Origin of the sequence: Congzhengia minquanensis, from assembly GCF_014384785.1 — a bacterium.
GTDB lineage: Bacteria > Bacillota > Clostridia > UBA1381 > UBA9506 > Congzhengia > Congzhengia minquanensis.
Window position 1 is genome coordinate 83,385 of sequence record NZ_JACRSU010000002.1, and the last position, 26,244, is coordinate 109,628.

General features: G+C 44.9%; 24 protein-coding genes. 20 read left to right on the plus strand and 4 right to left on the minus strand.

Annotation, left to right across the window (positions count from 1 at the left end):
• Positions 1-21: 21 nt before the first annotated feature.
• Complete coding sequence (locus H8698_RS05495; RefSeq protein ID WP_249311624.1) at positions 22-2,508, minus strand: right-handed parallel beta-helix repeat-containing protein; 2,487 nt, start codon at positions 2,506-2,508, stop codon at positions 22-24.
• A gap of 160 nt (positions 2,509-2,668) precedes the next feature.
• Positions 2,669-5,185 (minus strand): heavy metal translocating P-type ATPase, encoded by a 2,517-nt coding sequence (locus H8698_RS05500; protein WP_283245400.1) that lies wholly within the window; start codon positions 5,183-5,185, stop codon positions 2,669-2,671.
• A 191-nt stretch (positions 5,186-5,376) separates the two neighbouring features.
• On the opposite strand from H8698_RS05500, the gene H8698_RS05505 reads away from it, so the two are divergent.
• The 10 genes from H8698_RS05505 to accA all read left to right on the plus strand — a co-directional run bounded on the left by H8698_RS05505 (position 5,377) and on the right by accA (position 13,225).
• A complete protein-coding gene (locus H8698_RS05505; protein WP_177679129.1) occupies positions 5,377-5,961 on the plus strand; it encodes a TetR/AcrR family transcriptional regulator in 585 nt (194 codons plus the stop codon).
• Positions 5,962-6,076: 115 nt separating this feature from the next.
• Positions 6,077-7,036: a beta-ketoacyl-ACP synthase III gene (locus H8698_RS05510; protein WP_249311626.1), complete on the plus strand. Its 960-nt coding sequence runs from the start codon at positions 6,077-6,079 to the stop codon at positions 7,034-7,036.
• A 49-nt stretch (positions 7,037-7,085) separates the two neighbouring features.
• A complete protein-coding gene (locus tag H8698_RS05515; RefSeq protein ID WP_177677700.1) occupies positions 7,086-7,307 on the plus strand; it encodes an acyl carrier protein in 222 nt (73 codons plus the stop codon).
• A 3-nt stretch (positions 7,308-7,310) separates the two neighbouring features.
• Positions 7,311-8,255: an enoyl-[acyl-carrier-protein] reductase FabK gene (gene fabK / locus H8698_RS05520; protein ID WP_249311627.1), complete on the plus strand. Its 945-nt coding sequence runs from the start codon at positions 7,311-7,313 to the stop codon at positions 8,253-8,255.
• Positions 8,243-9,163: an ACP S-malonyltransferase gene (fabD, locus tag H8698_RS05525; protein WP_249311629.1), complete on the plus strand. Its 921-nt coding sequence runs from the start codon at positions 8,243-8,245 to the stop codon at positions 9,161-9,163. The genes fabK and fabD overlap by 13 nt, the downstream gene beginning before the upstream one ends.
• Positions 9,156-9,890: a 3-oxoacyl-[acyl-carrier-protein] reductase gene (fabG, locus tag H8698_RS05530; protein WP_249311631.1), complete on the plus strand. Its 735-nt coding sequence runs from the start codon at positions 9,156-9,158 to the stop codon at positions 9,888-9,890. The genes fabD and fabG overlap by 8 nt, the downstream gene beginning before the upstream one ends.
• 80 nt (positions 9,891-9,970) lie before the next feature.
• Positions 9,971-11,203 carry a beta-ketoacyl-ACP synthase II gene (fabF, locus tag H8698_RS05535; protein ID WP_249311633.1) on the plus strand — a complete coding sequence of 411 codons (1,233 nt, stop codon included), beginning with the start codon at positions 9,971-9,973 and terminating at the stop codon, positions 11,201-11,203.
• Positions 11,200-11,622 carry a 3-hydroxyacyl-ACP dehydratase FabZ gene (gene fabZ / locus H8698_RS05540; protein ID WP_177680050.1) on the plus strand — a complete coding sequence of 141 codons (423 nt, stop codon included), beginning with the start codon at positions 11,200-11,202 and terminating at the stop codon, positions 11,620-11,622. The genes fabF and fabZ overlap by 4 nt, the downstream gene beginning before the upstream one ends.
• 9 nt (positions 11,623-11,631) lie before the next feature.
• Complete coding sequence (locus tag H8698_RS05545; protein WP_249311635.1) at positions 11,632-12,459, plus strand: acetyl-CoA carboxylase carboxyltransferase subunit beta; 828 nt, start codon at positions 11,632-11,634, stop codon at positions 12,457-12,459.
• Positions 12,446-13,225: an acetyl-CoA carboxylase carboxyl transferase subunit alpha gene (gene accA, locus H8698_RS05550; protein WP_249311636.1), complete on the plus strand. Its 780-nt coding sequence runs from the start codon at positions 12,446-12,448 to the stop codon at positions 13,223-13,225. The genes H8698_RS05545 and accA overlap by 14 nt, the downstream gene beginning before the upstream one ends.
• Positions 13,226-13,266: 41 nt before the next feature.
• Here accA and H8698_RS05555 read toward each other — a convergent pair whose 3' ends face one another.
• Entirely contained in the window at positions 13,267-13,770 is a 504-nt protein-coding gene (locus tag H8698_RS05555) for a hypothetical protein (RefSeq protein ID WP_249311637.1), read from the minus strand.
• Positions 13,771-13,931: 161 nt separating this feature from the next.
• Between H8698_RS05555 and H8698_RS05560 the strand changes: the two genes are divergently transcribed.
• On the plus strand, positions 13,932-14,432 hold the full coding sequence (locus tag H8698_RS05560; RefSeq protein WP_249311638.1) for a hypothetical protein: 501 nt from the start codon (positions 13,932-13,934) through the stop codon (positions 14,430-14,432).
• 16 nt (positions 14,433-14,448) lie between these two features.
• On the opposite strand, the gene H8698_RS05565 is transcribed toward H8698_RS05560, so the two are convergent.
• Complete coding sequence (locus H8698_RS05565; protein WP_249311639.1) at positions 14,449-18,078, minus strand: S-layer homology domain-containing protein; 3,630 nt, start codon at positions 18,076-18,078, stop codon at positions 14,449-14,451.
• Positions 18,079-18,376: 298 nt separating this feature from the next.
• On the opposite strand from H8698_RS05565, the gene H8698_RS05570 reads away from it, so the two are divergent.
• From H8698_RS05570 to H8698_RS05610, 9 genes are all read left to right on the plus strand, one after another.
• Positions 18,377-19,141, plus strand: coding sequence for an HAD-IIB family hydrolase (locus H8698_RS05570; RefSeq protein WP_249311640.1), 765 nt, complete (start codon positions 18,377-18,379; stop codon positions 19,139-19,141).
• A 5-nt stretch (positions 19,142-19,146) separates the two neighbouring features.
• Positions 19,147-21,669 (plus strand): glycyl radical protein, encoded by a 2,523-nt coding sequence (locus H8698_RS05575; protein WP_249311641.1) that lies wholly within the window; start codon positions 19,147-19,149, stop codon positions 21,667-21,669.
• Between the two features lie 4 nt (positions 21,670-21,673).
• Positions 21,674-22,459, plus strand: a complete 786-nt coding sequence (locus H8698_RS05580) for a glycyl-radical enzyme activating protein (RefSeq protein WP_177677991.1) — start codon at positions 21,674-21,676, stop codon at positions 22,457-22,459.
• A 3-nt stretch (positions 22,460-22,462) separates the two neighbouring features.
• Positions 22,463-22,840: a BMC domain-containing protein gene (locus H8698_RS05585; RefSeq protein WP_177677989.1), complete on the plus strand. Its 378-nt coding sequence runs from the start codon at positions 22,463-22,465 to the stop codon at positions 22,838-22,840.
• Positions 22,841-22,845: 5 nt separating this feature from the next.
• Entirely contained in the window at positions 22,846-23,268 is a 423-nt protein-coding gene (locus tag H8698_RS05590) for a EutP/PduV family microcompartment system protein (RefSeq protein ID WP_177677987.1), read from the plus strand.
• Positions 23,269-23,394: 126 nt separating this feature from the next.
• Positions 23,395-24,195, plus strand: a complete 801-nt coding sequence (locus tag H8698_RS05595) for a class II aldolase/adducin family protein (protein ID WP_249311642.1) — start codon at positions 23,395-23,397, stop codon at positions 24,193-24,195.
• A 17-nt stretch (positions 24,196-24,212) separates the two neighbouring features.
• Positions 24,213-24,704, plus strand: coding sequence for a GlcG/HbpS family heme-binding protein (locus H8698_RS05600; RefSeq protein WP_249311643.1), 492 nt, complete (start codon positions 24,213-24,215; stop codon positions 24,702-24,704).
• 11 nt (positions 24,705-24,715) lie between these two features.
• Complete coding sequence (locus H8698_RS05605) at positions 24,716-25,912, plus strand: zinc-dependent alcohol dehydrogenase (RefSeq protein WP_249311644.1); 1,197 nt, start codon at positions 24,716-24,718, stop codon at positions 25,910-25,912.
• 24 nt (positions 25,913-25,936) lie between these two features.
• Positions 25,937-26,212: a BMC domain-containing protein gene (locus tag H8698_RS05610; protein WP_177677723.1), complete on the plus strand. Its 276-nt coding sequence runs from the start codon at positions 25,937-25,939 to the stop codon at positions 26,210-26,212.
• The last annotated feature ends 32 nt before the right edge of the window (positions 26,213-26,244 follow it).

Sequence of the window (26,244 nt, forward strand, 5' to 3'; positions counted from 1 at the left end):
ATAAATAGTCAAATTGTTATGTCAATTTACAATCACTTTTACTGTATGTTCTCTTATTAAATTGTTTTCCACAGCAGTTATTGTTACCTCTGTTTCCCCCTTTTCCATAGCATAAATTTTTCCGTTTCTAAATGCCAAAATGCCGTCGTTTTTTATTTGCGCATAACTGTCAAATTTTGCTGAATTGTAAAACTTGGCTTTTGACGTTGTTGGCGTGACGTTTAGCCGAATCTCACCCCCCACATATGTAGAAATGTTTCCGGAATCGTAAAATTCCTCCAGCCGCTCAGAAAAACAATCTTCAAACTGAGGCTGTATTCCCGACCGGTCAATAATCTGCAGTGCTTCGTCCGGCCAGTTTGCTGTCGCATAAATTTTTGGCGGCTGATAAGAAATGCTTGTGCCGCTGTTTTGCATGTTGCCCGTTGTGCTGTAATTGTTGTTATAATAAATATGGTTAATAGAAGACGTATGAATGTGCGTCCAGCGCGACCGCGCGGAGCCTCCGCCGTAATACCATATGGGCTGTTTCGACAAATCCACAACATTATTGGAAATTTCCCAATAGGACGAGCCTTCGTCGGGATATAGCGCGCCAAATGGTTTTCTGATATCTTCAACATAATTTTCCGTAAGTTTGTTTAAATTGTCAACCGAACCGCCGGTGTGCCCAAGCATATACACTGCGCCGCCGTCATAAATTTCGTCGTTTAATATTTTGTGAATATAATTGTTAGAAATGACGAAGTTTTTAGTTGCCGAGGGCGTTAACGTGCCCCAGCCCCAGCCGGTGTGAATTCCGCTGTATCCTGTGTTGTAAATTTCATTGTTTCCAATTCTTGTATCAATCGGAAAGCCTGCGCTCACCGCAGCACAGCTTTTTATGTCCTCAGCAATGTCATGAATAAAGTTATTTTCTACTTTTACGTTTTTTACGCTCAAACTTACGTTATCCGGATTTCTTTCTAAATCCGTGACGCCGCCCACAGAAAGGGCGCCTGCAGAAAGGTCACAAAACTCATTTCCAGAAATTGTGCAGTTTCGGACACCATTAATCATTTTCAGCGCCGTTCTTCCCAGTTTACTGAATTTGCAGTTATAAAAATTCACGTTTTCCGTGTTTTTCAGCTCGATTACGCCTTCCATAGGAGCATTATTTGAGCCGTTTCGATAATATTCGTTTTGGTTAATGCAAAGCCCGCCGTTGGTGCTTGGAAACATCCAGGTAGACTGTGTAAATTCCAACCCCCGAAAATCAATGTTTTTAATTGGAGAAGATACAGAGCTTAATTTCATAAAATCTTCTTTCACAGGCATTGTAAACCGTGTTTTCTTCATATCTTCAAAAGCCCTGGGTTTATAATAAAGATAACCCTCGTGTGTGTCTAAATACCACTCTCCGCCCTCGTCTATGAATTCATATGCGTTCTCCATATAGGTTGGTTTCGCAGAGCTAAAATAATTTTTGGTTGTAAGCTGCTTCCACACTTCATCCGACATGTTGAACTGAATGGTTCCGCCCCCCAAATCCTTTACGGACGTCACCATGCACCTGTCGTGCATCCAATTATTTTCAAACGCAAATTCTAAATCTTCGATATGTTTAAAATCTAAAAACTCTGATTCCTGCGCTGTCGCAACACCGTCTTTATATTCATATCCGGCAGGAGGTTCGTCCCGTCTTGCCCGCACGCAGCGAATGCCGTCAGCAAAAAGCTGACGCGAGTTTATATCTGTTCCCACCTCGGCGCGGTAAATATCTTTGTTCTCATCCCAAAGTGTAAAGCCTGTGATATCAACAGCGCCAGTTAAAACCGCCTTTTGTGTTTCCAACGCGGTAAACACAACCTGGTACCTGTTGCTCAACAAGTCTTTTGGTTCAAGCTTAAACACATCGTCCATAAAATACTCGCCGTTTTTTAAAATAAAGTAGATTGTGTCGTCGTTAGGCCCTAACTTATCCTGATTGGTCCTAAGACTATACACAGCCTTTTTCAATGTCTTAATGGGAGACTGAAACGTACCGTCGTTTGTGTCGCTTCCCTTTTCTGGGTCCAAGTATATTGTCAATGCATTTTTTATTTTTTCAATGGTTTTTGCTTCTCTTAACGGCTTCTGGCTGGCACTGTCCCACACCATAAGCTTTGCCGAATCCGCCAGTTTTGCTCTGCCGGCCGAAAGGTTAAATGAGGAGATGCTCCCTTTTGGCGAAGGCTTTGTCTCCGACGCAACAGAAACCAGCCTTCCTTTCTCATCATACAACGCTAGGCTGCAATTTACGTTTTTGCCGAAATCATAAAATTCAGCGGTTACAGTGGCAGAAAGAGAGTCGATATCTTCCGGCCACACCTCCTGAACAAAATTTGCCGTTATTTGGTTTTCTTTTTCATATTTATCATTTATATCAAAATTATCTGCCGTCAATTTCACAAAATCTGTGGCAAAGCAAGTCATATGTAATGTTATCCCCAAAATAAAAATAAGTACTGAAATTCGTTTATTTACCATGAACGCAGCTCCCTGTTTGTTAAATTTAAATTTCATTTAAAACATTCACTTTATTTTAACATAATTCACGATTTAAGTCAACTAATAAAAAAATGTTTTGTAACATATAAACAAAAACAAAGCAGGCCCGAGCATTTGGACCTGCTTTCATCGTATTGAGCTATTTTACTGAAACAACAGTATATCCGGCATCTTCCACTGCCGCTTTAATTTGTTCTTCCGTAATGTTTTCGCTGCTTGTAACATAAGCGGTTTTCTTTTCCAGATCTACCTTTGCGCTCACACCATCAATTGCATTCAGTGCCTGTTCCACTCTGCCTGAGCAATGTGAGCAGGACATTCCTTCAATTTTTACTTCCATTTTTACTTTACTCCTTTCTTCCTTTTTGTCTTCTTTTTTATCTTCAAGTTGTGCTTTTTCCGGCTTAAAATTGCGAAGCCGCAATGCGTTTAACACAACGCATACACTGCTTAGGCTCATTGCTGCAGCGGCAAACATCGGACTCAGCTTAAAGTGAAACAACGGGTAAAACACACCTGCGGCGATGGGAATTCCAATTACATTATAAATAAATGCCCAAAACAGGTTTTCTTTTATGTTTAGCAACACCTTTTTACTCAGCCGCACAGCAGATGCCACATCCATTAAATCGTTTCGTACCAGAACAATGTCTGCGCTGTCTATTGCAACGTCTGTTCCGGCGCCGATCGCAATGCCCACATCAGCTCTTGCCAGGGCAGGCGCATCGTTAATTCCGTCGCCCACCATTGCCGTTTTAGTACCGTTTTCCTGAATAGCGCGAATTTTGCTTTCCTTGTCCTCTGGCAAAACCTCTGCCATTACCTGTGTAATACCAATGCTGCCTGCCACAGCGGCGGCTGTTTTTTGATTGTCCCCGGTGAGCATCATAACGTTGATGTTCATGTCTTTCAATCTCCGCACCGCATCTTGACTTGAGGGCTTCACCTTGTCCGCCACGGCGAATAGTCCAATTACACTTTTAGAATCTGCAACTAAAATGGGCGTTTTCCCTTCACTTGCAAACGCTTCCAGTTCTGGCGCAAACAAGCTGGTGTCCAACCCCACATCCTGCATTAACTTTAAATTTCCGGCGTAATACATTTCGTCGCCGACGCTGCCCTTTACGCCTTTTCCGTGTAAGGCTTCAAACTCGGTTACCTCCATAAGCTCTGTATCAAACCTATTAGCATAGTCCGCAATGGCCACAGAAAGAGGATGTTCACTTTGCTTTTCCAACGAATAGGCAATTTTTAGAAGCAGCTCCGTGTCGCGGTTTGCGGCACGCATATCTGTTACCGAGGGTTTTCCTTCCGTTATGGTTCCTGTTTTGTCCAACACCACGGTTTCTATTCCCTGAAGTGTTTGCAAGGCCTCCCCGGACTTAATTAAAATCCCGTTTGCGGCGCCGCGTCCGGTTCCAACCATAATTGCCACCGGCGTTGCCAGCCCCAACGCACAGGGGCAGGAAATCACCAAAACCGCAATTGCACAGGACAACGCAAACTCAAAATCAGCACCGGAAAGCAGCCAAACCGCACAGGTAATTACCGCAATTGTAATCACCGCAGGGACAAAAATACCGGAAATTTTGTCTGCCAGCTGTGCAATAGGCGCTTTGCTGGCAGACGCTTCCTCCACCAAAGAGATGATTTCAGAAAGGGCCGTATCGCTGCCCACTTTCTTTGCTTCAACTTTAATGTAGCCGCTTTTGTTAATGGTCGCGCCCGTTACTTTGTCGCCCACGCTCTTTTCAACAGGAATACTTTCACCGGTCAAAGCGGATTCATCAACAGTGGATTCGCCAAAAATCACAACGCCGTCTACCGGAATACTCATGCCGGGCTTTACAATTATGGTGTCTCCCACCAAAACCTCAGCAGACGGAATTTCCGTTTCCACTCCGCCTCGCTCTACAATTGCAGTTTGGGGCGCCAGCTCCATCAACGCCTTAATGGCAGCGCCTGTCTTTCCCTTTGAGCGCTCCTCAAAAAATTTACCCAACGTTATCAGCGCCAAGATGGTAGCGGCCGACTCAAAATACAGTTCCATGTGATAGTGCATTACCGACTGCATGTCACCCATTCCCATAGCATATCCAATTTTAAATATGACATAAATTCCATAGGCCACAGCCGCACCAGAGCCAATGGCAATTAAGCTGTCCATATTGGGAGCGCCTTGGAACAGTCGCTTAAAGCCCGAAATATAGTACACCCGGTTTACATATAGGATAGGTAGGCACAGCAAAAATTGAAGAAACGAATAGGAAACCGCGTTTTGATGACCGGCAATGAAGCCGGGAATTGGCAGTCCAATCATTTCGCCCATTGAAATATACATCAGCGGTATTAAAAAAACAAAGGAGTAAATTAATCTTATTTTCATGCCGTGAAGCCGTTCGTCTGCAGCGTCCTCCAACGTTGTCCCCGGTGCAGTGCTTGCTCCCTGCTTTTTTGCGGAGTAACCCGAAGCAGTTACGGCGTTAATGATTTGACTGTCGTCTGTAACAGCTTCGTCATATTCCACTGTCATAGAGTTGGTCAGAAGACTGACAGAAACACTGTTCACACCATCTACGCCTGCAACATTTTTTTCAACATGGGAACTGCACGCAGAACAGGTCATGCCCAAAACGTCAAACTTTTCTTTTTTCAAGGATACATACCCCCTTTAAATATTTTTATTCTTTTGCATTTCACTATAATATTATACATTTCTGTTATTTTTTTGTCAAGCAGTCGAATTTTTACAACAGAAAAAAGTATTGACAATAAAGAGGAATTATGCTAATATAAGTGCTGTGTGTTAATTATGCCACAAACTTTTTATGGAAAGGATGATTTTTCGTGGCATATTCAAAAGGCGTTAAATTGGAGGATGAACTCACCGACCAGATTGTTGACGTCGCAACCAAAATTGCATATACAGACGGTGTAGCGCACATCAGTGTAAAACGGATTATTAACGAGCTTGGCGTTTCAAACCGCGTGTTTTATAACCGGTTTAAAAACATTCAGGACGTTTTAGATATTGTTTATCACAGAATCGTAAAACAAATGCGGGAATGCATCAATACGGAGTATGATGAAAGCTGCGACTATTACGATTATCTGCAAAACATCGGTGTAGCCGTTTTAAAGCGCACCTATGAAGATAAACTTCACTTTAGTCAGTATATGTTTGAATACGATTCTTACAGCGAAAGCAACCGGAACTGGTGGATTGACCACATTAAACCCCTCATTCAATATGGAATTGATAACGGATTGCTTAAAGAAGTAAACACTACATATATCAGCTACTCCATCTGGTGTTTCTGCCGCGGGTTTAATGCAGACGCTGTAGGTACAGGCCTTACGTTAGACGAGGCATTAGACTCTTTTAAGCTGGGTCTTAGCTGTATTATTGAGGGAATGAAACCCGATGCATAAAATTGAAATAATTAAAATAAAATAGAATTAAGGCGGAAAATTTTTCCGCTTAAAATTTAAACGAGCACGCCTCGTGCTCAAAATGTGACACGAACATTTTATAAGGAGAACAAACATGAATTTTAAAATAACCGGCACCGGAAGCTATGCCCCCACAAATACTGTATCTAATGACGATCTGGCAAAATTTTTAGATACGTCTGACGAATGGATTACCCAGCGGGTTGGCGTACGCACAAGGAGGGTGTCTACCGGAGAAACCGCTGCGGACTTTGCAGCGAAAGCCGCCCAAAACGCTTTGGAAATGAGCGGCATTGACGCAAAAGATTTAGACTTGATTGTCGCGGCTTCTCTTTCAAGTGATTTTGCCTGCCCTACGGTTGCAGGCACGGTTCAGGCGAAAATTGGCGCCAACTGTCCCGCATTCGATGTAAACTCAGCCTGCAGCGGTTTTTTGTTTGCACTGGATACAGCCGCTGGTTTTTTCGCCAGAGGAACAGCAAAAAAAGCATTGGTCATCGGTGCGGAAAGAATCAGCAAAATTTTAGACTGGACTGACAGAAGCACGGCTGTCATTTTCGGAGACGGCGCCGGCGCAGCAGTACTGGAGGCGTCGGAAGACGGATATCTTGCGTCCACGTTATATACGCAAGGCGGCGACGACGTTATCAGAATTCCGAATACGCATGGAACCTCTCCTTATTTTAAACCAGAAACAGAAGATACACCCTATATTTACATGAACGGACAGGAAACGTTTAAATTTGCAGTAAATGTCATGTGCCGAGACGTAAATATTGTTTTGGATAAGGCAAACTTAAAAATTGATGATATTAAATATTTTGTTCCCCACCAGGCAAATATGCGGATTCTCCGCTTTGCGGAAAAGAAGCTGAAAATTGCACCGGACAAAATTTTTGCAAATTTGGAACATACCGGAAATACATCAGCGGCAAGTGTCCCCATGGCTCTTGATGAATTGAACCGCAGCGGAAACTTAAAAAAAGGCGATTTAGTGTTACTGTCTGCTTTTGGCGGCGGCTTATCCAGCGCGGCCTGCATTTTAAGATGGTAATTTCTATAAAAAAATAAAAAATGAATGAAATTTTTGGAGGTAATGAACAATGACAAAGGAAAGAGTAATTGAATTATTGGCAGAACATTTAGACGTGGATGCATCCACCATCACAGAGGCAACAACCTTTGAGGATTTAGACATTGATTCGTTGGACACAGTTGAAATTATGATGGAAATGGAAGACGAATTTGGCATTGAAATTAAGGTAGAGGACATTGGCAAAACAGTGGGCGAATTAATTGCACACATTGACGCAAACAAGGAGTAATCCATGATTAACTCAAGCATTTGTAACCTGGCGGGAATAAAATATCCTATTTTTCAGGGCGGTATGGCGCACATAGCCGATGGAAAGCTGGCGGCGGCGGTTTCAAACGCCGGCGGGCTGGGTATTATTTCTGCCATGAGCCGCGACGGCTCCTATCTAAAAGAACAAATTGACATTGCGCGCAACTTAACCGATAAGCCCTTCGGTGTAAACGTTATGCTAATGAGTCCCTATACCGATGAGGTGGCGCAATTAATTGCGGATGAAAAAGTTCCCGTTGTTACAACGGGCGCTGGCAATCCATCAAAATATATGGAGCTGTGGAACAATGCCGGTGTGAAGGTCATTCCCGTTGTTGCGTCTTCGGCTCTGGCAAAACTTGTTGAGCGCCTAGGAGCCTGCGCAGTAATTGCTGAGGGCGGCGAGTCCGGCGGGCACATTGGCGACCTTACCACTATGGCGCTGGTACCGCAGGTCGCAGACGCTGTTAAAATTCCGGTCATTGCGGCCGGCGGCATTGCAGACGGGCGCGGCATTGCAGCATCGTTTATGCTTGGCGCGGCAGGCGTTCAGGTTGGAACCAGATTTTTGGTTGCTAAAGAATGCGGCGTGCATCAAAATTATAAAGATAAAATTTTAAAAGCCACCGACAGGTCCACAATCGTGACCGGCAAACGGCTTGGCCATCCGGTCCGCAGCATTAAAACCCCTTTTTCTAGGAACTATGCAAAGGCGGAATACACACAAATTCCGGATGACGAACTTGAAAACCTTGCTGTGGGTGCTCTGCGGCTGGCTGCAGTTGAGGGCGACGAGCAAAAAGGCTGCTTTTTAGCCGGACAAATCGCCGGAATGGTAAACAAAGAACAAACCGCGAAAGAAATTATTGATGAAATGTTTCAGGAGGCGGAAACTATATTGAACGGAGCGGCAAAATGGGTAAAATAGCGTTTGTATTTTCAGGACAGGGCGCACAAGCCCCCGGAATGGGAAAATCTTTATATGAAACCAGCGCAAAGGTAAAAGAGCTTTATGATGCGGCCGAAGCCCTGCGCCCGGGCACTATGGAACAGTCTTTTCATGGTACCCCCGAGGAGCTTAAGGAAACAAAAAATACGCAGCCCTGCCTGTATCTTGTTGATTTAGGTGCGGCTCTGGCGTTAAATGAAAACAGTATTTTTGCCGATTGCGTGGCAGGCTTTTCCCTTGGCGAAATTGCAGCCTTGGCATATGCCGGCGCATATACATACGGCGACGGGTTTAAAATTGTAACGAAAAGGGGCGCATATATGCAGTCTGCCGCAGAGGAACATAAAACCTCTATGGCCGCAGTTTTAAAGACAGACAGCGCCACGGTAGAAAGTGTTTGTGCAGAGTTTGAACATGTTTATCCTGTAAACTATAACTCCCCCGTTCAGACGGTTGTTGCAGGAGATAAAGCCGAACTTGCAAAATTTAAAGAAAAAATGTCAGAGCATCCCTGCCGAATTATGGACCTGGCGGTAAGCGCGGCGTTTCACTCGCCCTATATGGCGTCTGCTTCGGAAGATTTTAACAAAGAGCTGACAAAGTTCAGCATTCAGACACCATCTATGCCTGTATATGCAAACCTTACGGCACTTCCCTACTCTGACGATGTGGCGGCAACCCTTGCTCTTCAAATGAAAAGCCCCGTAAAATGGGAGCAGACCATTAAAAATATGATAGACGACGGCGTGACCACGTTTATTGAAACGGGAATTGGCAAAACCCTTTGCGGGCTGATTAAGAAAATATCCAGCGACGTGCAGGTTTACAACGTCACAGACAAGGAAACGCTGGACGCCGTGGTTAAGGCGGTGAAAGAACATGCTTAACGGAAAGACGGCAGTTATTACAGGCGCTTCCCGCGGGATTGGCGCAGCAATCGCACGAAAGCTTGCCGAATGCGGTGCAAACATTGCGGTAATTTATAACGGAAACAAAGAAAAAGCAATCGCGATTGTGGCCGAGGCTGAAACGAAAGGCGTTAAGGCCATGGCATATCAGTGCAATGTGGCAAACTTTGAGGAATGCAGTGCTGCCATCAAAAAAATAACCGAAGATTTTGGAAAATTTGAAATTCTAATTAACAATGCAGGAATTAATAAGGATATGCTGATGCTTCAGATGAAAGAGGCCGATTTCGACGATGTTTTAGACATCAATTTAAAAGGCGCCTTTAACATGATTAAGCACAGCTACCGCCAGTTTATGAAACAGCGGTATGGCAAGATTGTAAATATCACCTCTGTTGCAGGAATTATGGGCAACGCAGGACAGACAAACTATGCGGCGTCTAAGGCCGGTATGATTGGCCTGACCAAATCCGTGGCAAAGGAGCTTGCGGGCAGAAATGTGTGCTGCAATGCTATTGCTCCGGGCTTTGTGGAAACCGATATGACAGAGGCGTTTTTAAACCGCCCGGAAATCACAGACACGATTCCGCTAAAGCGCATGGGCAGACCAGAGGAGATTGCAAGCCTTGCAGCGTTTCTTGCAGATAATGTGTCAGATTATATTACAGGTGAAGTGATCCGGATTGACGGCGGACTTGCCATGTAATACCTTATAAAGCGCCCGGCCCGGCTCACAGCCGGAGCGCTGCGGAAACTATTTTGTGGGCCGGAAAGGCGAAGGTTAACATGAAACGAGTAGTAGTTACCGGTCTGGGTGTAATCTCCCCGGTTGGAAATGATGTTGATACGTTTTGGAACTCCATTGTTTCGGGGAAAAACGGAATTGATACCATCACTCATTTTGACCCATCAGAATTTAAAACAAAGCTTGCGGCGGAGGTAAAAGAGTTTGATCCGCTGCTCTATGTGGATAAAGCAGAAGTTAGAAAAACCGATCTGTTCACACTGTATGCGCTGGGCGCCGCCTCTCAGGCTGTTTCCGACAGCGGCATTGAAAACCAGGTATCTCCCGAGCGCTTGGGCGTTTATTTTGGTTCGGGCATCGGCGGTTTTAACACGTTTACCCAAGAGCACTGCAACATGCTTGATAAGGGGCCGCGCCGTGTTTCCCCCCACTTTGTTCCGAAAATGATTTCTAACATTGCGGCAGGAAATGTAGCAATCCGCTTTAATGCCCAGGGCCCGTGTCTCAGCATTACAACAGCATGTGCAACAGGTTCAAGCTGTATCGGCGAGGCCTACCGTGCAATCCGCGGCGGATATGCAGACGCCATTATAACCGGCGGTGCCGAAGCGTCGATTACACCGCTGGCTGTTGCAGGATTTATTAACTGCATGGCCTTAACAAACAGCGAAGATAAAGACAGCGCATCTATCCCCTTTGACAAACGCAGAAGCGGTTTTGTTATGGGTGAGGGCGCAGGCGCTTTGATTTTGGAAGAATATGAACATGCAAAAGCGCGCGGCGCAAAAATATATGCGGAAATCACCGGATATGGCAGCACCTGCGATGCATATCACGTTACAGCCCCCAACCCGGAAGCGGTTGCCAGCGCAAGGGCAATTGCCGATGCATGGGCAGAAACAGGGCTGGATACTGACAAAATTTATATTAACGCCCACGGCACTAGCACCCCGTTAAACGATAAAACGGAAACTATGGCAATTAAAAAGGCACTGGGGGACAAGGCTTATAGAGCGCACATCAGCTCCACAAAATCCATGACGGGACACATGCTGGGCGCTGCCGGCGCTGTAGAGGCAATTGCTTCGGTGCTCGCCTTAACTTCCGGCATTATCCCCCCCACCATCGGCTATCAAGAGCCTGATGAGGAGTGCGACTTAGACTATACCCCCAACAAGGCGGTGAAAGCGGATATTGATGTCGCCCTTTCAACCTCGTTAGGATTTGGCGGGCACAACGCCTGCCTCGCTTTCAAGAAAGTTGGCGCACAATGAACAAAGAAGAAATTATGAAAATTCTGCCCCACCGGGACAATATGCTTTTAATTGATGAGGTGGAGCTGATTGACGGCACAGCCCGCGGAAAGAAAAAAATTTTGGGTGACGAGTGGTTTTTAAAAGGCCATTTCCCCGGAAATCCTGTTGTTCCCGGCGTAATTCTCTGCGAAATTTTAGCGCAGACAACCTGCGCCTGCCTTCCTGGGCAATCCACTGAGGGTAAGCTCACATTATTTACCGGGCTTGACAAGGTAAAGTTCAGAACGCCTGTGGTTCCAGGGGATGTGTTTGAAACGGAATGTGTCATAACAAAAATCCGCGAGCCCTTTTATTTTGCAAAGGGCAAGGGCTATGTCAGCGGTAAGCTTTGCGTTTCCGCAGAATATTCATTTGCCATCACGGATAAGAAGGCTTGAGGTGTAAGTATGAAACTGAATCAGATTTTGGACTTTTGTAAAGCAAATATTGTTGTAGAAAAAAAGACCTGCAAAAAGTGCGGCAAGGAACATTCTGTTACAAAGCTTTTAAAAAGTGATTTTATTTGTCCGGAATGCGGCTATTATTTCCGCATGAATGCGCTCCAGAGAATAGCGCTGATTGCAGATGACGATTTTCAGGAAATTGACGGCGAATTAATGAGCAAAAATTTAATTGATTTTCCTGGATATGATGAAAAGCTGAAAAAAGCGCTGGAAACAAACGACAAAAACGAAGCGGTTACCTGCGGCACATGTACGATTGGCGGTAATAAGGCCGCAATCTTCGTAATGGATTCTACGTTTATGATGGGCAGCATGGGAACGGTTGTCGGCGAAAAAATTACCCGCTTATTTGAGTTTGCCAAGAAAGAAAATTTACCCGTAGTTGGTTTTACCACCTCCGGCGGTGCCAGAATGCAGGAGGGAATTTTTTCTTTAATGCAAATGGCAAAGGTGAGCGGCGCGGTGAAACGCCACAGTGACGCGGGACTTCTTTACGTCACAGTGTTAACCGATCCCACCTTAGGCGGCGTTACTGCAAGTTTTGCAATGGGGGGCGATATTACCATTGCCGAACCAAATGCACTAATTGGTTTTGCAGGCGCAAGAGTTGTAGAGCAAACCACAGGCCAGGCGCTGCCAAAAGGATTTCAGCGTTCAGAATTTCAGCTTGACCATGGCTTTGTCGACCTGATTGAGGAACGTGGCAAGCTGAAAGATACCCTGGCATCTATTCTGAAACTACACGAGGTAAGAGCAAATGGAAGCATATAGCAGAGTTTTAAACGCGAGAAAAAGCCAGCGTCCTATGGGCGGATACTTTATCAACGCCATATTTGATAATTTTATTGAGATGCACGGCGACAAACGATTTGGAGACGATGGCGCAATCGTCGGCGGAATTGCAGCACTTGGCGGAATTCCCATCACAGTGATTGCAATGGAACGCGGCCAGTCCATAGACGAGCGCATGCGGCGCAACTTTGGCTGCCCCAGCCCGGAAGGATATCGAAAGGCCCTTCGTTTAATGAAGCAGGCGGAAAAATTTCACAGGCCGGTCATTTGCTTTATCGGCAGTTCCGGTGCATATTGCGGAATTGGCGCTGAAGAACGCGGCCAAGGCGAAGCCATAGCAGAGAACCTAATGGAGATGATGACGTTAAAAACCCCTATCGTTTCTGTTGTGGTAGGCGAAGGCGGCAGCGGAGGTGCGCTTGCACTCGGTGTGGCTGATACCGTTATCATGCTGGAAAATGCGGTTTACTCTGTCATTTCTCCTGAAGGCTGCGCCAGTATTCTGTGGAAGGATTCTTCCCGCGCCCACGAAGCAGCAGAGGTCCTAAAGCTGACAGCAGAAGATTTATATAAATTTGGAATTATTGAAAAAATTATTTATGAGGGCGAAAAATCCGCTGAGGATATTGGCCTTGAACTAAAAACGGAGCTTTTAAACGAAATCAACAACAAAAGCAGATTTACTATAGAAAATCTGCTTGAGCACCGGTATAACCGTTTCAGAAAAATTGGAGCGGAACAGTAATGAAACAGCGGCACCGCAGTTTTGCGGTGCCGCTGTTTTTTTTATTTTATTTCAAACACTTTGGCGCTTTCGGCACGGAGAACAAATTCCTTTCCTGTTTTGTGGGTGCATAAATCCTTTGCGTCTTTGCTGAGTTTCACCTGTTCCTCTCCTTCCCCAAAGTTTGCGGCAACAACGTAAATCTTGCCGTTCTCTCCCAAAATCGTTATGTGCCTCGTAAGACCGCCTGAAGTTACCGTAACATCCGATGTAAATTCAGACTTTTCTTTCTTCCTCTCCATTGATATATTCACGCTGATAACCGCAGCTTCATCCAGCAGTACTTCTCCTTTATTCGCCCAAAATGGCTTCGTCTTACAAACAGTACAAACAGTGTCGGCATAAAGGTTTGCGGTAGCATCGTTATAATAATTGCCCTTTCCCAGTGATTTTCGGATCGCCACATTGCGCCGTTTTCCTCTATATATTTTAAAGCTTTCGCTTCCATAGGCAATATGCATTCCGATAATATGGTCCACATTGATAAACTTGCTGTAGGTGTCCATGATCGTTTCAATTTTAGACGGCCCCTTACCTTTAAATTTTCGTTCTCATTTTATCACACTATCAAATGATTTAAAACATACATTTCGCAAGAAAAGGTTTAAATTTCGCAACTTGATTTTAATATGCTTCTATGGTAGAATGAAGCGAGGGGATAATACTTATGTTTGACAACATTAGAATAAACCTGTTAGACGCGTATAAAACTGAACGGTTTTACGTTTCAACAGAAAACAAAAACCGGCAAATTAATGCCCTTGCTATGCGCCTTGAGGGAGAAACTGAGTTTGAATATGAAAATACAAAAACGTTTGTGAAAAACGGAGATATTATCTATTTACCTGCCGGGTTTGACTATCATTGTTCTTCAGAATATGAAAAGTTAATTGCCGTTCATTTTGAAGCTTCAGGATTTGCGTGTAAGAAAATGATTGTATTTACACCGATTGAAAAACGAATTTACGAAAATATATTTGAAAGCATTTTTGTCCTCGCTAATGGAGATAAAAACATCGGCGGAAAGCACGAAGCAACAGCACAACTGTATTCCATGTTTGCAATGATGGAAAAAGAGCAGGTTTGCAGTCGTCGAATTAACAAAAAAAAATCTTTTCATAAAAACCCCCTCCTGCTCTTACAACAGGAGGGGGTCGGTCTTTTTTAATTCTAAAACACGGATTCTATTCTCCGGTATAAGGTGAGAATGTAAATGTTCCGCCGCCTACATACACGCCCATGTATCCGGGGCCTCTTAAGGCATCTTTATCGTTGTCTAAATAGTCAACAATATTTTTTCCATTTACGGTTAAAATAATTCTAACACCGTCTTTTTCTTCAATCGTACCGGCCGTTACATGGTATGTCTTCCCATATTCTAAAATTTGTCCGTTATTCGGAACGCCGGGTCCGCCAACAGGATTGAATTCACTTGAGCCCAAGAACATGGTGCGCTGTCCGTTTTTAAATCTCTGCACTTCAATATGATCGGTTTTAAAGCCGATAAAATACAAATCACTTCCGGAAAATTCTTTATCTTTGTCCGGAATTTTAAAGCCCAGAGATGGCCAGCTGTGCGGATCGTCAATCTGCATATCAAAACTGTAGAGTCCATCTGCCAGTTTTTCTTTGGTGTAGCAGCTGTTGTTTCCTGTAACAACTACGCCTTTGCCGTCTGCTGATGCTTTCGCATTTTTCCAGTTTTCAGGATTAAAGAAATCGCCGGAAAGCTTTGTGCTCGGTAATTTCTCAGAACCCTCTTTTGAATAAGTGATAACATTTACCGGAATATCTTTTTCAACGGTTACACCGTCAACAGTAAATGCGCCATGAATGGTGGTGGTGCCTACTGCAAGCCCCTTAACGTTACCTTTTTCGTCCACTGTGGCAACATTTTCATCTTCTACGGTATATTTTACTTCTTCAATTGCCAAGCTTCTGCCGAATTTAGAAGTACCTTTCGGTGAAATGGTGGATTCAAAATCCTTGATAACTGTAAGGCCAGTCGTTGCAAGTTCTACAGTCTCCAACTCGTCGCCGCAGATAACGTCGATTTCTTTTGTTCTGACAATACCGTCTGCCAAAACATTTACATAAACCTTAACGCGTCCTTCAGACAGAACAGAAATCTCACCTGTGTCGCTTACCGCTGCAACGGATGGATCTGAGCTTACATAGGTTACCTGATAGTCATCCGGTTTTGCAACAGACTGTTTGCGCCCAAATGCTTCAATTTCAATCTGCTTTTTCGCGCCTACTTTTGCGACAAATTCTTCCTGGTTTAAATTAAATCTCTGCACAGAAACAGGGTATTTTGCAAGATATTTTGCTTCAAGGCCAGCTTCATCAATAATGTTCTGTGCTTCTTCCGGCCATTCGCCGTCAGCATAGACCATGGGTTCTTCAATGTTGTTAAAGGGAGATGCCAGGTTCTTCTCAGCAGTTGTAGAATAATTGTTCCTTGCTGTGTTATAGCGAATGCTGGTTGTGTGGATATGAAGCCACTTGGGAACAGTTGGTGTTCCTCTGCCGTCAAAGTTCCATTTGTCAACATCGTTATAATCAATTACATTGTTCTCAATGAGCCAGAACGTAGACCCTTCATCAGGGTAAACAGAACCGTATGCGTTTCTGTCATTTTCAAAGTAGTTGTTACACCACTCGCTGGGGTTTTCATATGTGCCGCCTGTTGCACCCAAGGTATAAATCGGGCCGCCGTCATAAAGTTTACTGTTCATTACATCGTGAATATAATTGTAATTCAGCTGAACTTTATAAAGACCGGTTCCTGCCTTTTCTTTATCTTCAGCATAAGTGCCCCAGCCGTAGCCGATGTGCATGCCGGAATAGTTTACGTTCGCAATTTCGTTATGGTTGATTTCCGTATATTTCGGCCAAGAAGCAGAAATGGCAGCAGAAGAACCATAATCAACACCAATGTCGTGCATATAGTTGTTGTTAATTCTGTTGTTAATGGTGTAATATTTATATTCTGTGGGCTTAATTTCTGTTTCGTAGTTGTCTCCGGGGCCGTTGCCCAAAGACACTGCCGTACCGGAAAGGTCCGCAAATTCATTGCCGATAACATCGCATTCCTGAATGGAATATCTCATCTGAAGCGCTGCAGCGCCAAGTTTTGAAAACTTGTTGTTGGTAAAATCGATATATCTTGCACATTTCACCAAAACAGCTGTTTCGGGAAGGCCGCCGTCAATGAAGTTGTTCTGTCCGTCGTTATAGCCCTTTTCATCGTTAGGACGCAGCCAAGTTGTATAAGCAAATTCAACATCATCAAAGGTAATGTTGTGAATCGGCTTGTCGGCCGTTCCTTCCAGCGTCAGCATTCTTTCGCCTTCCGGAATGGTTGCAACCATGGTTTTCGGGTCTTCAAAGCTTCTCGGAATGTAGTAAAGATAACCGTCTGTGCTGTCGATATACCATTCACCAGGCATATCCAAAAGCTCATAGGCGTTTTCATACCAGTGAGGCGCTTTCCACGGGGTGTTGTCGCTATTGTTCGACCAGCCCGGCTGATCCATAACGATTTTCGCTCTGCCTTCTTCAACCGTTACATCAGACACGCCGCAGCGGGGCTGTGTCCAGTTTGAGTACGTAACAAATTCCAAGTCTTTAATATTCTTGTAATCTGCCAAGAACGTGTCATCAGAATAGAAGCCAAAGTCCGTCATTTCAGCGTTTGTCAGCTCGCCTGCGCTCTTTGCACGGATTGCACGCACATCATTTATAAATACCTGTCTGGACTGAATGTCGCCCACTTTGGTTTTATAAATGTTTAAGTCTGCATCCGCAAGCTCAAAGCCTGAAAAATGTTTGCCCATCATCAGCTGTGCCTTGCCTTCGCCGTAAGAAGTGTAAACGACGTTATAGCCGTTTGAACCGGATTCGTCCTCGCCCATTTTAATTTCTTCAGAAATATAATGGTCGCCGGCCTTTAGGAAAACAAAAAGATGGTTTTCCATATCGTCATTATTTGCCTTCACAAGCTCGCGTGCCGCATTGATAGAAGCAACAGGAGCGTTTTTCGTGCCGTCATTTTTGTCGTCGCCGTTTTCGGGGTCAACATAAATAGCAAGCCTGTCGCCGATTTCAATGGTACGAACCAAAAGCTCGCTTGCTTCTGCTCTGGTTAAGGTTGCCTGCGGCTTAAAGCTTCCGTCGGGATAGCCTGCCAAAAGTCCGAATGAGAATGCTTTTGCCACGCCGTCTTTTGCATAAGCCGAGATGCTGTCGCTGTCTGTAAAGGAAACAGCCGCACTGTCAGCCTTTGCATCTTTTGATTCTGCTGCTTTTGCAATTATTAAAGAAGCGTCTTCTCTTGTGATGTCTTTATCTGGAGAAAAATTGCCGTCTGTAAACAACGCTGCATCCAAAAGACCGTTTACATTTGCCGTTTCTATGGTGTCTGCAAACCATTTGTCAGCTGTAATGTCTTTTGCGCAGCCGGCATATTTTGTTGCTTCCAATCTGAGTGCATTTACCGCCATTGTAACAAATTCTGCCCTTGTTACATTCTTTTCAGGCAGAAATTTTCCATCGCCTACGCCCTGCACATATTTGCCGGCAGCAAGCATTTTTACAGTTGGTGTTACCCAATGGTCTCCCAGATCTGCAAAAGAAATATCCTCAATTTCTTTTGCTTCTGGAAGAAGATTGTCCTTTTCAGCAAGCGGCTCGGTGCTTGTCTTGTCTGCATTTGGCGCTTCCACCTGGGCAGTTGCAGTTAAAAACACACCCGAGGTTGCAAGCATAGACAACGATACCAGCAGAGCCAACACTTTTTTTGTCTTTCTCATTCTCTTACCTCCATTTAAGTAAATTGACTTTTGGAATTAAAGCTACCAAAATATAGTTTATTATACCACTGTTAAAATATAATTACAAGATCTTTATTCAAATATATTATTTATTACCAAAATTTTTTTTTATTTTTGTGCAGATTTTACATTTACACATTGCGGCAATCTTTGTTTTTCTGCGTTTGTTTTATTTTTTCATTTTTTTCTTTTTTATTTCTGTGTTTTTGCTTGACAAACAATTCAATTTGCGGTATGATAGTAATGTAAATAAAGCTGGGCGAAATGGAGGAATTGTATGGATCATCCGAAAATCCGATTGGTTCTGTGCGACGTTGACGGCACGCTGCTTGACAAAGGGCAAACAGTCGTATCGAGCGCAGTGTTTCATACAATTCGACAGTCCGTGTCCTGCGGCGTCCAATTTGTTATTGCCAGCGGAAGAAGTTACCCGGATTTAAAATCCCTATTTGCACCTGTTGTAAGCATCGTTTCCTTTATTTGTTGCGACGGGGCTCTGGCAGTGAAAAATGGTGGTATTTTGTATCAGGCCACTCTTGAAAAAGCTGTTGTGAACACTTTATTCGATAAAATAGCACTTTCCGGACAGGAGTCCCTTGTGATTTACGGACGCGACCACACTTACTGTTTTGGCAATAATGACTTATTTAAAACTTCAACGCCGGTCACTTCAATAAACGAAGTTTATGGCAATGTTTATAAGCTGGCGTTTTTTAAGTTCTCTGACCAAACGAAGCAGGCGGTAAGAAGCTTTGCCGCTAAATCGAGACAGCTTTCCGAAATTTATGCCGACAGTTCCTGGACAGAATTTGTTGCTTTTGGAACAGACAAAGGCTCTGCTGCGGCTGCCCTGCAAAAACAGTGGGACATTTCGTCCCTTGAAACTGCAGCATTCGGAGACAATACAAACGATTTCGGCATGCTTCGTCAAGCCAGACTCAGTTTTGCCTCCCCGGCGGCAGTATCCGACATCAAGCGAATGTGCAAATTTCAGACAACCAGCGTAACGGACGAAATTTTAAATATATTACGAGAAAGGTGAACGCTATGAGCAAGTACACAATTAGAAACACTCCCAAAACAGACCGAATCACGCGGCTTGTAAACCACCTATTTGAAAAAATGCCGCAGGTGGAAAGTGAACGCGCCGTTTTAGTAACGGAATCTTATAAACAAACGGAAAACCTTCCAATTATTTTAAGAAGGTCGCGGGCGTTCCGCCATATATTAGAAAACATCCCCATTGTTATCCGGCCAGATGAACTGGTAGTGGGCAGCGCCACAAAAGCGCCCAGAAGCTGTCAGACTTTTCCTGAGTTTTCCTTTGAGTGGCTGGAGGCAGAATTTGATACCATTGAAAAAAGAACAGCAGACCCGTTCTATATTTCAGAGGACACAAAGAAGGCGCTTTCCTCTGCCAACCAATATTGGAAAGGCAAAACCACGAGCGAGCTTGCAACCTCATTAATGAACCCAAGAACACTCACTGCCATGGAACACAACATGTTTACTCCCGGAAACTATTTTTATAACGGTATCGGCCACGTCACAGTGAAATATGACGAGGTACTTGCCGTTGGATTCCGCGGGATTATTGAGCGTGCAAAAAACGAATTGGAACATTGCAATGTAGGCGATGAAAACTATGCAGAAAAAAGCACGTTTTTAGAAGCGGTTATTGAAAGCTGCGAGGCGGTTATTACCTATGCAAAACGGTATGCCCGGCTGGCGTTAAAAGAGGCTGAAACATGCACAGATGAAGCGCGCAAGCTGGAGCTTTTGCTCATTGCACACAACTGCGCAACCGTTCCGGAAAACGGCGCAAACAGTTTTTATGAAGCCTGTCAGTCGTTTTGGTTTGTGCAGATGCTTTTGCAGACGGAATCCAGCGGACACTCTATCTCCCCGGGCAGATTCGACCAGTATATGTATCCTTATTATGAAAAGGATTTAAAAAGCGGCGCCCTGACGCCAGAATTTGCCCAGGAATTAATAGATTGTATCTGGGTGAAGCTGAACGATTTAAACAAAGCCCGCGATGCAGCCTCAGCCGAAGGGTTTGCGGGATATAGCCTGTTCCAAAATCTGATTGTGGGTGGGCAGTCTGCCCCGGGGGTTGACGCCACCAACGATTTGTCCTTTATGTGTATTGAAGCGTCGAAACACGTGATGCTTCCCCAGCCGTCCCTTTCCATTCGTATTTGGAACGGCACCCCCCAGGATTTGATGATGAAGGCCGCCGATCTCACCCGCACGGGAATTGGCCTGCCGGCTTATTATAACGACGAAGTGATTATTCCAGCTCTCATTAACCGCGGCTTGACCATGGAAGATGCGGTAGACTACAACATCATTGGCTGTGTTGAACCCCAAAAGGCCGGTAAAACCGATGGCTGGCACGACGCGGCGTTCTTTAACATGTGCCGCCCGTTAGAGCTAGTGTTCTCCCGCGGTATGGACAAAGGCGTGCAGGTGGGGCCGAAAACAAAATGCATTGCCGAAATGACTACTTTTGACGAATTCTACAGCGCCTATAAAGCACAGATGAACGATATGATTAGCCTGTTGGTAAACGCAGACAACTCTATTGATGTGGCCCACGCAAAACGCTGCCCGCTTCCATTCTTGTCCTCTATGGTAGACGACTGCATTGCACGTGGAAAATCTGTTCAGGAGGGCGGTGCAATTTATAACTTTACCGGCCCCCAGGGGTTTGGTATTGCCAATATGGCGGACTCGCTGTACGCCATTAAAACGCTTGTGTTTGAGGAAAAGAAGTTTACCCTTCTAGAGTTAAAGGAAGCGCTTGACCACAACTTTGGAGAATCTGCTTCTGAAAAACAGGTGGAGGAAATTACTGTAAAAATCGCTGAAGAGCTTGCCAAAAACGGTAAAACGGTTGACGACCGAGCCATTCAGGAAATCATTGAAACGGTGAAAGCCGCATCGGCCAGTGGCGACGGTGCAAAATACAAGAAAATAAAAGAAATGATTGACGAAGTTCCCAAATTCGGCAATGACATTCCTGAAGTAGACGAATTTGCACGGGACGTTGCATATACCTATACAAGACCGTTAGAAACCTATAAAAATCCCCGCGGCGGAATTTTCCAGGCCGGGCTCTACCCCGTTTCTGCCAACGTGCCTCTGGGTGCGCAAACAGGAGCAACGCCGGACGGACGTTTGGCCAATACCCCGGTTGCCGACGGTGTTTCACCCTCTGCCGGAAAAGATACCCACGGCCCAACCGCTGCCTGCAACTCTGTTTCTAAACTTGATCACTTCATTGCGTCAAACGGCACGCTGTTTAATATGAAGTTTCACCCCTCGGCTTTAAAGGGACAGTCTGGCTTAGAGGCCTTTTGTGCACTGGTGCGGGCCTATTTTGACCAAAAGGGAAGCCACATTCAGTTTAACGTGGTAGACCGCGCAACACTTTTAGACGCGCAGAAAAATCCTGAAAAATATAAAGGTTTGGTTGTCCGTGTGGCCGGCTACAGTGCACTGTTCACCACCCTTTCAAAATCACTGCAGGACGATATTATTAAAAGAACGGAACAAGGGATGTGATAGGATGAGTCTTTACGATACCAAGGGCAGGATCTTTGATATTCAAAGATTTTCAGTTCACGATGGTCCCGGAATTAGAACCATTGTGTTTCTAAAGGGCTGTGTCCTCCGCTGCAAATGGTGCTGCAATCCCGAATCCCAAAGCTTTGCCGTTGAGGAAATGTCGCTGGGCGGCAAGTTGAAAACCGTTGGACGGGACGTTACCGTAGGCGAGGTTATGGAAACGGTGAAACGTGACATGCCGTATTACAGGCGGTCTGGCGGTGGCCTGACGCTATCCGGCGGCGAGTCTTTGTGCCAGCCCGATTTTGCTGTGGCGCTCCTTAGGGCTTCGAAAGAATACAGCATTAACACGGCAATGGAGTCCACAGGGTTTGCAAAGTTTGATGTAATTGAGCAATATCTTCCCTATTTGGATTTATACCTTATGGATATTAAGCATATGAACTCAAAAAAGCACGAACAGTTTACATCGCGGCCCAACGAACTGATTTTAGAAAATGCAAAGAAAATCGCAGAAAAAGCAAAGCAACTGATTATCCGCGTACCGGTTGTTCCTACTTTTAACGATACGGAAAGCGAAATTTTGGAAATTGCCAGATTTGCGGCAAGCCTTCCGAATGTAAACGAGTTGCACCTGCTCCCCTATCACCGTTTGGGACAGGACAAATATAAAGGATTGGGGCGCACTTATGAACTGCCGGAGCTGCTACCTCCCGCCGATGAAAAGATGCAGCGGCTGCTTGCAAAAGCCAAAACCACAGGCTTAAAGTGCCAGATAGGAGGCTGACAAATGTCTGATACTGAAATTTTAAACTTAAAAGATAAAATGCGGATTATTCAGGAGATTGTTCCGGGAAAGCAAATTACCATTGCCCACATCATTGCAAATCCTGACAAAATTTTATATCAGAAACTGGGACTTGACCCCAGCGTGGACTATTCAAAATCCGCCATCGGCATTGTAACCATCTCCCCGGCAGAAACGGCAATTATCATTGCCGACATTGCCACAAAATCCTCCGGTGCTGAAATTGGGTTTGTAGACCGGTTCAGCGGAACGCTGATTATCACCGGAACGGTATCAGAGGTAGAATCCGCTTTAAGAGCACTCTGTGATTACTCCAAAGATGTTCTAGGCTTTACCGTCTGCGACATTTCTAAAACGTAACCGCCATGAGAAAAATTATTTTAATCGGCAGAAGCGAATGCGGCAAAACAACGCTGACACAGGCGCTTATGGGAAAAAAAATTGAATACCAGAAAACCCAGTCCATCTGTAACGAAAATTTGGTAATTGACACGCCGGGAGAATATATTCAGACAAAAATGCTGGCGGGCGCCATTGCGCTCTATTCCTATGAAGCGGATATTGTTGGCCTGCTGCTTTCCGCCACGGAGCCGTTTTCCCTTTACAGTCCCAACATTACAGGACAGTCAACAAGGGAGGTTATCGGAATTGTTACCAAAATAGACCACAAAAACGCAGATTCCCACCGTGCAGAGCGCTGGCTTAGGCTCTGCGGCTGCAAAAAGGTGTTTTGTGTAAGCGCCTACACCGGCGAAGGAATCTGTGAACTATTAAATTATTTGTCATAAAAACAGATAAACCCACAAAAAACCACAGAAAAACACTTGACATCTATGATGCCATATGGTATGATTATAATGTAAAGAAAAGTTATTAAAATAAAACCAAAAAGAAACAAAAAAGGAGAAATGAACATGGTATCTGAATACGAAATCAAAAAACAGATTTGCGACATCGGCAAAAGAATTTACGACAGAGGTATGGTTGCGGCCAACGACGGTAATATCTCTGTAAAACTCAACGACAACGAATTTCTGTGCACCCCCACAGGCGTGAGCAAAGGCTTCATGACGCCTGACTATATCTGCAAAGTTAATGCAAAGGGCGAAGTCATTCAAGCAAACAAAGGGTTTAAACCTTCTTCTGAAATTAAAATGCACATGCGGGTTTATAAAGAACGTCCTGATGTGCAGTCTGTTGTTCACGCGCACCCGATTTATGCAACCAGCTTTGCAATTGCCGGCATTCCGCTGACACAGCCGATTATGCCCGAAGCGGTTATCGCGCTTGGCTGCGTTCCCATTGCTGAGTACGGCACGCCTTCTACCGAAGAAATCCCGGACGCAGTTTCTAAATATCTTCAGTACTATGACGCTGTTCTTCTTGAAAACCACGGCGCTCTGGCATATTCCGACTCTCTTTTAAACGCTTATCACAAAATGGAATCGTTGGAATTTTATGCACAGCTTCTCTTCCTTTCCAGACAGTTGGGCGGCCCGAAAGAACTGAGCAATTCTCAGGTTGAGCGTCTTTATGAAATCCGCAGACAGTTTGGTTTAAAAGGCAAGCACCCGGCAGACCTCTGCCCCAACGCGAAAGCAGGCAAGGCAAGCTGTCACAGCTGCGGCAAATGCGGCACGGTTTCTTCTTCCAATGAAGAAGGCGATTTGATTGCCGAAATTACAAAGAAGGTTATGGAGCAACTGGGCAAATAATAACGGAGGTCAGTTTTATGCACGACCGTGAAGTGTCGCAAATCGTTGAAGCGGTTGTTAAAGAAATCTCTTTCAACGAAAGCGGCAAAAGTATGACGTTATCCCTCGCAAAAAAGCTTGCCGAAAAGGTTGAAGCAAAAGCAAAAGAAATCGGTGTAAATGCCGTGGTGGCCGTTTCGAACAGCGGCGCGCGGCCGGTTTTGGTAGAATGTATGGACGATTCATACATTGCCAGTTACGACGTTGCTTTTCAAAAGGCCTACACCGTGGTGGCGCTGAAAATGTCCACAACAGAGCTGAAAAAACTTAGCCAGCCGGGCGGTTCGCTTTATGGCATACAGTTTACCAACAATGGTCAAATCGTAATTTTCGGCGGCGGCGTGCCGCTGATTGCAAACGGTAAAATCATTGGCGGTTTGGGCGTTAGCGGCGGCAGCGAGGAGCAGGATACCTTCTTGGCCGAATATGGCGGAAGTATTTTTGAAGGTTTAATCAATAACATGGAATAGGAGTTTACGTTATGGCTATGAATTCAAATGACATAGAAGCAATCGTAAAACAGGTTCTTTCTAACATGAAGACAGAAGCTGGGCATTCCGCAGGCAGCGTCAGCATTCCAAAAACCGCAAAGGTTGCAATGCTGACAGGCTTAGAGCACTATGACATTAAAGAATATCCCATCCCTGAAATCGGAGATGACGATATTTTAGTCAAGGTGGAAGGCTGCGGCATCTGTGGAACAGACGCACACGAATTTAAAAGAGACCCCTTTGGTCTCATTCCTGTGGTTTTGGGACATGAAGGAACCGGTGAAATTGTAAAAATGGGTAAGAACGTGAAAAAAGACAGTGCGGGAAAACCCCTGGCTGTCGGCGATAAAGTTGTTACCTGTATGATATTTAAAGACAATCCGGACATTACCATGTTCGACTTGAACAAGCAGAACGTTGGCGGTGCAGACGTTTATGGTCTTCTTCCGGATGATGATATTCACTTAAACGGCTGGTTTGCCGATTACCTGATAATTCGCGGCGGTTCTACCGTGTTTAACGTGAGTGATTTGGATTTAGACCTTAGAATTCTAATTGAGCCCAGCGCCGTTTTAATTCACGCTGTTGAGCGTGCAAAATCCGTTGGCATTTTAAGGTTTAACAGCCGCGTGGTTGTTCAGGGCTGCGGTCCGATTGGTCTGTTGTGCATCGCGGTGCTCCGCACATTGGGTGTTGAAAACATTGTGGCTGTAGACGGCGAGGATAAACGCCTTGCATTTGCAAAGGAAATGGGCGCAACAAAGTCTGTCAACTTTAAAAATCACAAGGGCATTGAAGAATTAACAAACGCTGTGTCCGACGCATTCGGCGGCTATCTGGCTGACTTTGCGTTCCAGTGCACAGGCTCCCCTATTGCCCATGCAAATATCTATAAATTTATTAGAAACGGCGGCGGTCTTTGCGAGCTGGGCTTCTTTATAAACGGCGGCGACGCTACGATTAACCCCCATTTCGACATCTGTGCAAAGGAAATCACCACAGTTGGTTCTTGGGTTTACACACTGCGCGACTACGCAACAACGTTTGACTTTTTAAAACGTGCAAAGGGCATCGGCTTACCAATTGAAAAGCTGATTACGCACCGGTTCCCGCTTTCGCAAATTAACGAAGCACACCAAACAAACCTGAAAATGGAAGGTTTGAAAATCGCAATTATAAACGAATAAGGAATTTAGGAGGATATAAAAATCATGGCAAAAGAAGCATTAGGAATGATTGAAACAAGAGGACTTACAGCAGCAGTTGAAGCTGCAGATGCAATGGTAAAAGCAGCTGAGGTTACACTCATCGGCACAGAAAAAATTGGTTCCGGATTGGTAAGCGTTATGGTTCGCGGCGACGTTGGCGCTGTGAAAGCTGCAACAGAAGCCGGTGCTGAATGCGCGTCAAAGCTTGGAGAGCTGGTTGCGGTTCACGTAATTCCCAGACCCCATGCCGACGTTGAAAAGATTTTACCGTCATTCTAATTGAAAGCTGGGTGAAGCATCATGGCTGAAAA

Excerpts from the sequence above, each read along its gene's own strand:
- H8698_RS05495 (WP_249311624.1), bottom strand. The coding sequence starts at position 2,508 with ATGGTAAATAAACGAATTTCAGTACTTATTTTTATTTTGGGGATAACA.
- H8698_RS05510 (WP_249311626.1), top strand. The coding sequence starts at position 6,077 with ATGAATTTTAAAATAACCGGCACCGGAAGCTATGCCCCCACAAATACT.
- H8698_RS05515 (WP_177677700.1), top strand. The coding sequence starts at position 7,086 with ATGACAAAGGAAAGAGTAATTGAATTATTGGCAGAACATTTAGACGTG.
- fabK (WP_249311627.1), top strand. The coding sequence starts at position 7,311 with ATGATTAACTCAAGCATTTGTAACCTGGCGGGAATAAAATATCCTATT.
- fabD (WP_249311629.1), top strand. The coding sequence starts at position 8,243 with ATGGGTAAAATAGCGTTTGTATTTTCAGGACAGGGCGCACAAGCCCCC.
- fabG (WP_249311631.1), top strand. The coding sequence starts at position 9,156 with ATGCTTAACGGAAAGACGGCAGTTATTACAGGCGCTTCCCGCGGGATT.
- fabF (WP_249311633.1), top strand. The coding sequence starts at position 9,971 with ATGAAACGAGTAGTAGTTACCGGTCTGGGTGTAATCTCCCCGGTTGGA.
- fabZ (WP_177680050.1), top strand. The coding sequence starts at position 11,200 with ATGAACAAAGAAGAAATTATGAAAATTCTGCCCCACCGGGACAATATG.
- H8698_RS05545 (WP_249311635.1), top strand. The coding sequence starts at position 11,632 with ATGAAACTGAATCAGATTTTGGACTTTTGTAAAGCAAATATTGTTGTA.
- accA (WP_249311636.1), top strand. The coding sequence starts at position 12,446 with ATGGAAGCATATAGCAGAGTTTTAAACGCGAGAAAAAGCCAGCGTCCT.
- H8698_RS05555 (WP_249311637.1), bottom strand. The coding sequence starts at position 13,770 with ATGGACACCTACAGCAAGTTTATCAATGTGGACCATATTATCGGAATG.
- H8698_RS05560 (WP_249311638.1), top strand. The coding sequence starts at position 13,932 with ATGTTTGACAACATTAGAATAAACCTGTTAGACGCGTATAAAACTGAA.
- H8698_RS05565 (WP_249311639.1), bottom strand. The coding sequence starts at position 18,078 with ATGAGAAAGACAAAAAAAGTGTTGGCTCTGCTGGTATCGTTGTCTATG.
- H8698_RS05570 (WP_249311640.1), top strand. The coding sequence starts at position 18,377 with ATGGATCATCCGAAAATCCGATTGGTTCTGTGCGACGTTGACGGCACG.
- H8698_RS05575 (WP_249311641.1), top strand. The coding sequence starts at position 19,147 with ATGAGCAAGTACACAATTAGAAACACTCCCAAAACAGACCGAATCACG.
- H8698_RS05580 (WP_177677991.1), top strand. The coding sequence starts at position 21,674 with ATGAGTCTTTACGATACCAAGGGCAGGATCTTTGATATTCAAAGATTT.
- H8698_RS05585 (WP_177677989.1), top strand. The coding sequence starts at position 22,463 with ATGTCTGATACTGAAATTTTAAACTTAAAAGATAAAATGCGGATTATT.
- H8698_RS05590 (WP_177677987.1), top strand. The coding sequence starts at position 22,846 with ATGAGAAAAATTATTTTAATCGGCAGAAGCGAATGCGGCAAAACAACG.
- H8698_RS05595 (WP_249311642.1), top strand. The coding sequence starts at position 23,395 with ATGGTATCTGAATACGAAATCAAAAAACAGATTTGCGACATCGGCAAA.
- H8698_RS05600 (WP_249311643.1), top strand. The coding sequence starts at position 24,213 with ATGCACGACCGTGAAGTGTCGCAAATCGTTGAAGCGGTTGTTAAAGAA.
- H8698_RS05605 (WP_249311644.1), top strand. The coding sequence starts at position 24,716 with ATGGCTATGAATTCAAATGACATAGAAGCAATCGTAAAACAGGTTCTT.
- H8698_RS05610 (WP_177677723.1), top strand. The coding sequence starts at position 25,937 with ATGGCAAAAGAAGCATTAGGAATGATTGAAACAAGAGGACTTACAGCA.